This is a genomic window from Oleiphilus sp. HI0080, from assembly GCF_001635135.1.
This window is the reverse complement of the sequence record NZ_LWFU01000565.1, coordinates 1-5793: the sequence shown is the minus strand read 5'-3', so window position 1 is coordinate 5793 and position 5793 is coordinate 1. Positions and strand designations below refer to the sequence as shown.

At 45.6% G+C, this 5793-nt stretch carries 4 protein-coding genes; 2 read left to right on the top strand and 2 right to left on the bottom strand.

What is annotated here, in order from left to right:
• The first annotated feature begins 239 nt into the window (after nucleotides 1–239).
• Complete coding sequence (rlmKL, locus tag A3751_RS12510) at nucleotides 240–2432, top strand: bifunctional 23S rRNA (guanine(2069)-N(7))-methyltransferase RlmK/23S rRNA (guanine(2445)-N(2))-methyltransferase RlmL (protein ID WP_068456507.1); 2193 nt, start codon at nucleotides 240–242, stop codon at nucleotides 2430–2432.
• Between the two features lie 8 nt (nucleotides 2433–2440).
• On the opposite strand, the gene A3751_RS12505 is transcribed toward rlmKL, so the two are convergent.
• Both A3751_RS12505 and A3751_RS12500 read right to left on the bottom strand, forming a co-directional pair.
• The gene (locus tag A3751_RS12505; protein WP_068456504.1) at nucleotides 2441–3142 is read right to left on the bottom strand and encodes an outer membrane beta-barrel protein; all 702 of its coding nucleotides are present in this window, start codon (nucleotides 3140–3142) and stop codon (nucleotides 2441–2443) included.
• 98 nt (nucleotides 3143–3240) lie between these two features.
• Complete coding sequence (locus A3751_RS12500; RefSeq protein WP_068456501.1) at nucleotides 3241–3714, bottom strand: hypothetical protein; 474 nt, start codon at nucleotides 3712–3714, stop codon at nucleotides 3241–3243.
• 113 nt (nucleotides 3715–3827) lie between these two features.
• Between A3751_RS12500 and A3751_RS12495 the strand changes: the two genes are divergently transcribed.
• The gene (locus tag A3751_RS12495) at nucleotides 3828–5462 is read left to right on the top strand and encodes a tetratricopeptide repeat-containing response regulator (protein WP_068456498.1); all 1635 of its coding nucleotides are present in this window, start codon (nucleotides 3828–3830) and stop codon (nucleotides 5460–5462) included.
• The last annotated feature ends 331 nt before the right edge of the window (nucleotides 5463–5793 follow it).

Here is a 5793-nt window from a genome sequence, read left to right as displayed (position 1 = left end):
GGATTATTGTTAGAGCGATAAATAACAAACTTTTTGTGCAGCTGACTGCTTACTAATTGCACAACTACTAAGTTAGCAAAAACGCCTACATAAAGTATAGAAATCTTTTTAGCTATCAGAGTGAGTGATTATAGAGTCTTGGTATAAGCCTTGTGTGTATGCGTTTATTTGTGGGCAATTTTGTGTCGGTATGTAGCCCTTATTTCAATTTATATTTTTAGGTACTGGTGAATTTGTTTATGAGATTATTTGTTTCTTGCCCGCTGGGTATGCAGTACTTGTTGGAACAAGAGCTAATCGAAATGGGGCTTTCGTCAACTCGTGCAGTCAATGCCGGTGTTGAAGCGGAGGCCGAACTTGAGCAAATTTATCGCTGCCTACTCTGGTCGCGAATTGCTAATCGTGTATTTCTTGAGCTCGCTACCGGAAAAATTGAACGAGGATCTGATGTATATCGTCACGCGTCCTCTATCCCTTGGGCTCAGCATTTTAGTGCTGATTCGACATTTTCTGTGTCGTTTGCGGGAACGAATAAAGATATTAACAACTCGGCTTATGGCGCGTTGGCGGTGAAAGATGCAATTGTTGATCATTTCAGAAGTTTGACAGGCGAGCGACCTTCAGTCGACAAAACCGCCCCGGATATACGGGTAAGCGCAAAGCTATCAAAGGGCCGGATTACGATTAGCCTTGACCTTGCAGGACAAAGTCTTCACAAAAGAGGTTATCGCTTAGATAAGGGGCCTGCACCTTTGAAAGAAAACGTTGCTGCTGCTCTGTTAAGGCAGGCGGACTGGAGTGCACTCGCGAAAGAGGGAGGGGCATTCTTAGACCCAATGTGTGGTTCAGGTACGTTTTGTATTGAGGCGGTGTTGATGGCCACCGATACTGCTCCCGGGTTAAGTCGGCAGGAATGGGGTTTTGATAAATGGAAGAAGCACGACGCAGGTATTTGGCTGGCGCTTATTCAGGAGGCTGAGAAACGCGAATGTGTCGGCAAAGACGCGTTTAGAGGCAAGGTCTTAGGGTTTGATATGGATTCCCGAGTAATCGGTGTTGCGTGGGAGAATATTCAGCGGGCAAGTCTTTCTGAGTTTGTTCATGTCGAAAAGCGAAGTATCGACGAACTTCAGATACCTGAAAACATACCGAAAGGCTTGTTGTTGACCAATCCGCCTTACGGTGAACGTATTGGTGAGGTTGATCAGTTGATGGCTGTTTATCGAACGCTAGGCGAGGTGTTTTTAAACAGCCTCCAAGGTTGGCGCGCCGGTGTGTTTACTGGGAATCCTGATCTCGAAAAGTTTATTGGTTGGCGCTATTACAAGCGATATAAGTTTCTAAATGGTGCGATCGAATCAGCCTTGCTTTTATTTGAGCTTGATGAGGCGAATCGTTTCCAGACTGCGTGGTTGCCGCCTCAGGAAAAATTGCGTAATCCTGCTTACTGGCGCGTTGCGAATCAAGAGCGAGCGGCTATGTTGGCAAATCGGCTTAGGAAGAACGAGAAAAATATCGCTAAGTGGGCAAAGAAGAACAGCATTAGTTGCTATCGATTGTACGATGCGGATATGCCGGAATATGCTTTTGCAATTGATCGCTATGAAGATGAGTCAGGCGAGGTTTTTTTGTACGTTCAAGAATATGCACCGCCCAAGAGCGTCGATGAAAAAGCGGCCATTGAACGTCTTAGTGAGGGGCTGAAGACAATTGCACAGACAATGAGCGTGGCAGATTCCAATGTGTTTCTAAAGCAGAGAACGGTACAAAAAGGGAAAGCCCAGTACGAGAGAGAGGAGGACAGTAGTCGCTCTATCGTCGTCCGCGAAGGTGGTGCGCGTCTATCAGTAAAGCTTGGTCGGTATCTTGATACAGGGTTGTTTCTTGATCATCGAGCAGTTCGGCGTTGGATAGCTGCGAACTCTAGAGGTAAAAAGGTTCTAAACCTGTTTTCGTATACTAGTGTAGTTAGTCTTCAAGCCGCAATTGGCGGTGCTTGTAGTGTGTTGAGTGTCGACATGTCACAAACGTATCTCAAGTGGGCTCAGAACAATTTTTCGTTGAATGGATTAGGGGGCGGTAATTATAAATTTGAGCGAGCTAACTGTATGGAGTGGCTCGAAGCCGCAGTATCTGAATCGCCACTACGCACTTATGATTTGATTTTTATCGATCCGCCAAGTTTTTCCAACTCTAAGAGAATGGAGGGTGTTTTCGATGTACAACGAGATCATCAGTATTTAATTGATAGCGCGATGCGCCTCTTAGATGAACATGGTGTATTGATATTCTCAACGAACCTTCGCAAGTTCTCGCTTAGCGAGGATGTCAAAGAAAAGTATAGCGTGAGTGATAAAACCGCATTTTCATTAGATAAAGATTTTGAGCGAAATCATAGGATTCACAAGTGCTGGTTTATAGAGTCTCGATAAGGCGTATTTCAATACTCGTATTTGAGTAGTGTATTGAATTGATACACTTTGATACCGGTACCGTTGTCATTCAGAAGTCGGCCGTATTCAAACGTCCAGAAAGTGTCTTGAAAGATGTTGAAGTCAACTCCGACCATCCAGCTTGTGCTAAATGAATCTGAAAAAATGTCTTCAGTAAGGTTCTCAGTGACCGCCGGGATGACGGTAATTGTCTCTCCAAACGGAGGGACCTCTCCGGTTTTGAATCTCTTCGTTTCGTAGCGGGTTATATCGCCAGTATAGAAGGTGAGTCCATATTTTGCGTAAACGTCGGCGTAGTCAGTAATTCCGAACGCACCACCAATATACCAATTTAGCCAGTCATCAATGTTAATATCGGCTGCGCCGTTGCTTAGATCATCCGACACCACCCCCTGCCCATATCGTAGCTCAGTGAAAAAGTTGCGGTTTATATTTGTACCAATGGTCACTGATGCGCCGTAGGTTTTCGCAGTTAACGGGAACTCCCTGAACTCGATGTTGCCTTCAGGGTCCTCAAGTTCCAAGAGAATCGATTTGAATTGGTTGAAGTGAGCGCCGATCGCAACGTAATCCTTGTTCGCCTTGTTCCCGCTTCGATTATCAGGCAAAGCCTCTTTAGCTTGCGCTGCAAGTGGGCTGGCACTTAGGGTGATAAATAGCAGGAAAAAGGAGAGGTAGCGGGACGGCATGCTGTTCAATCAGGTCTCTAGTCAGATAAAAGTTAGCGCCGAAGCTTCTCATATAAGGCACTGAAGGTACTTGCACGCGTCACAGAACCGATGAGTTCCTATCTAAGTTCTGCAAAGCATATCAACATTTGCTTTACCCTATCTTCAGACATGGTCAGATTGAGTGAATTTACTTCTTTTACCCAAGCTGCAGTCTCAAAGATTGTCTCGCTAGCGGTGGTACTAAACGCTTGTTGCCAAGCGATTACTTCAAATCCCGGCTCATCATTGAGAGCTTGAAACAAAGCGTCTAGCGCGGGAATATCCTGATATTCATCAAAGCAGTAAATGGTCGTGTCTTCGAAATCCAAATTCATCTCGGTTACGATTTCGGCCGGTGTAGCTCCTTGGTCGATGACAGTCTCAAGATCCAAATCGCCTAGCGCGATTTCCTCGATTTCCCAGTCTTCATCAGGTGCAATGAGCGTGCTCTTTATCTGTCCGTCGGGCATCGACCAAGAAATAGCGACGGGCAAAATTTGTCGATGATCATCAACAACATCTAATGCGATAAAGATTGGAAATTGATTCATTAAAGAAGGCTCTTGTTGCTGTGCGGCTGAACGTTAGATTATAAGGAGTTCATCAACTTAAAAAATCTAGGAAAGCGGTCTAAACTCAACATAAAAGGAATTAAGCCAATACTATGTCCGTTACCAGCCAAGTTCAGCTCGCCAAATACTACCGTAATCTGCGTTTTTTGATAATCGATGATTTTGAAAACTTTCGTTTGTCCCTGAAACAGATGGTTAGGGCGTGTGGGGTTGAACAAATCGATGTTTCGATTAATGGTGAAGACGCGATCCAACGATGTCAGCATGATAATTTCGACATCATATTGTGTGATTATAACCTTGGTAATGGGAAGAACGGTCAACAAGTGCTTGAGGAGTTGCGTTTTAGCAATCTGTTAAAACACACGGGTCTGTTCATCATGGTCACGGCCGAGACGTCGAAAGATATGGTGATGGGGGCCTTAGAATATCTCCCTGATGCTTATATAACGAAGCCTTTGACTAAAATAGTGCTGCAGCAGCGCCTTGACAAACTTATTGAGCAGCGTGAAAAGTTAAAGTCTATTAATGAGGCCCTGGATCAGAACGACAACCAAAAGGCAATCGCGCTTCTTGGGCTTGAAATCAAACGTGAGACTCGATATCTGCTTTGGTGTCTTAGGACGCTTGCAAACCTATACTATCACGAGGGTGAGCTCGAAAAATCCCGTAAAATTTATGACGATGTGTTGACCAAGCGTGATATCGGCTGGGCTAGGTTAGGGCTTGGTCGCGTGAAGGCCGCTATTGGCGAAGTAGAATCTGCCGTTGAAGATTTTTCGCACGTTCTTGAGGTTAATCCAAACATCATCGAGGCCTATGATGAGTTGGCCGATGCGTATCTGCAATTGCAAGAGAATCGTAAGGCTCAGAAAACACTCGAAGACGCCGTAGATATATCGCCCCATGCGTACAATCGACAGCGAAAGCTCGCTGAAGTGTGCTCTACCAACAATGATCATGAGAGCGCGGCAGGCGCGCTTAAGGCGACGATGAAGCTCGGTTTTAATTCGATTCATGACAAGCCCGAAAATTATCTAAATCTAGGGCGTTGCTTGGCTGATATTTCTGAAGGTGATACCAGTGAGAAGGGTCGAACTAAAGCCAAAGAGGCCATACATACTATGCAGCGCGTGGTAAAAAAGTTCGGTCAAGATCCTTCGGTTCATGCGAATGCTGCCTTGATTGAGGCACGGACATATAAGGGGCAAGGTGATAAGAGCAAATCAGAAGAAATGTTCGTTAAGGCGAAAAAGCTATTGGCTGACCATGATTTTGATTCCTCAACGCAGTTAGAGTTTGCAAAGACGCTTTACAGCATGGGTGAAACGGGTGAGGCTGAGACACTGTTGAGCAAGTTGGCGAATAAGGAGCAAAATAATGCTCCGATGATCAAGTCAATCAATGAGCTAATCGATGAGCCGGTAGGGCTTCTAGCGAAGGCGAAGGCTCGCAAGCTTAATAAATCCGGAATCAAAGAATTTGAGGCGGGTAATCTTGATGCCGCAATCGATGCGTTTACAGAAGCGCTTGAGTGTACGCCGAAGCACCCCGCTTTGAATCTGAACGTCGTGCAGGTAACCCTAAAAATGATTGACCAAAAAGGAATGCAACCACGCTTGGTCGAGCGCTGTAAAGCTTGTCTTGCAAATGTCAGGCACATACCACCGCAGCATGCACAGTTCAAACGGTTGAAGTTTTTAGAAGATAAGGTGGCTGCGCTGTAGCCGGCGCAGCTTGGCATGTCTTGATCGATATATCATTCGCCCGCACCGTCTTGTAGTGCGCGATTTTGCTTAAGCCTTTATTGTCATTGTAGTAAATGTAAGCTGGCGGGGCGCTATCTAGCACTGATCAAGAGGCATTTGGCGCGTTTGCTTGGGATCAGTAGTATGCATCTCAAAGAATGTTGCTGGGAGGAAGGGAGAATTGGCTCCCCGAGCTGGGCTCGAACTAGGCAAAGTCATGGAGTTTGCCACGGATCCGTTGTATACGTTTCAAAGAATGTTGTTGAGAGTAAGGGAGAATTGGCTCCCCGATCTGGGCTCGAACTAGGCA

Excerpts from the sequence above, each read along its gene's own strand:
- A3751_RS12500 (WP_068456501.1), bottom strand. The coding sequence starts at position 3,714 with ATGAATCAATTTCCAATCTTTATCGCATTAGATGTTGTTGATGATCAT.
- A3751_RS12495 (WP_068456498.1), top strand. The coding sequence starts at position 3,828 with ATGTCCGTTACCAGCCAAGTTCAGCTCGCCAAATACTACCGTAATCTG.
- rlmKL (WP_068456507.1), top strand. The coding sequence starts at position 240 with ATGAGATTATTTGTTTCTTGCCCGCTGGGTATGCAGTACTTGTTGGAA.
- A3751_RS12505 (WP_068456504.1), bottom strand. The coding sequence starts at position 3,142 with ATGCCGTCCCGCTACCTCTCCTTTTTCCTGCTATTTATCACCCTAAGT.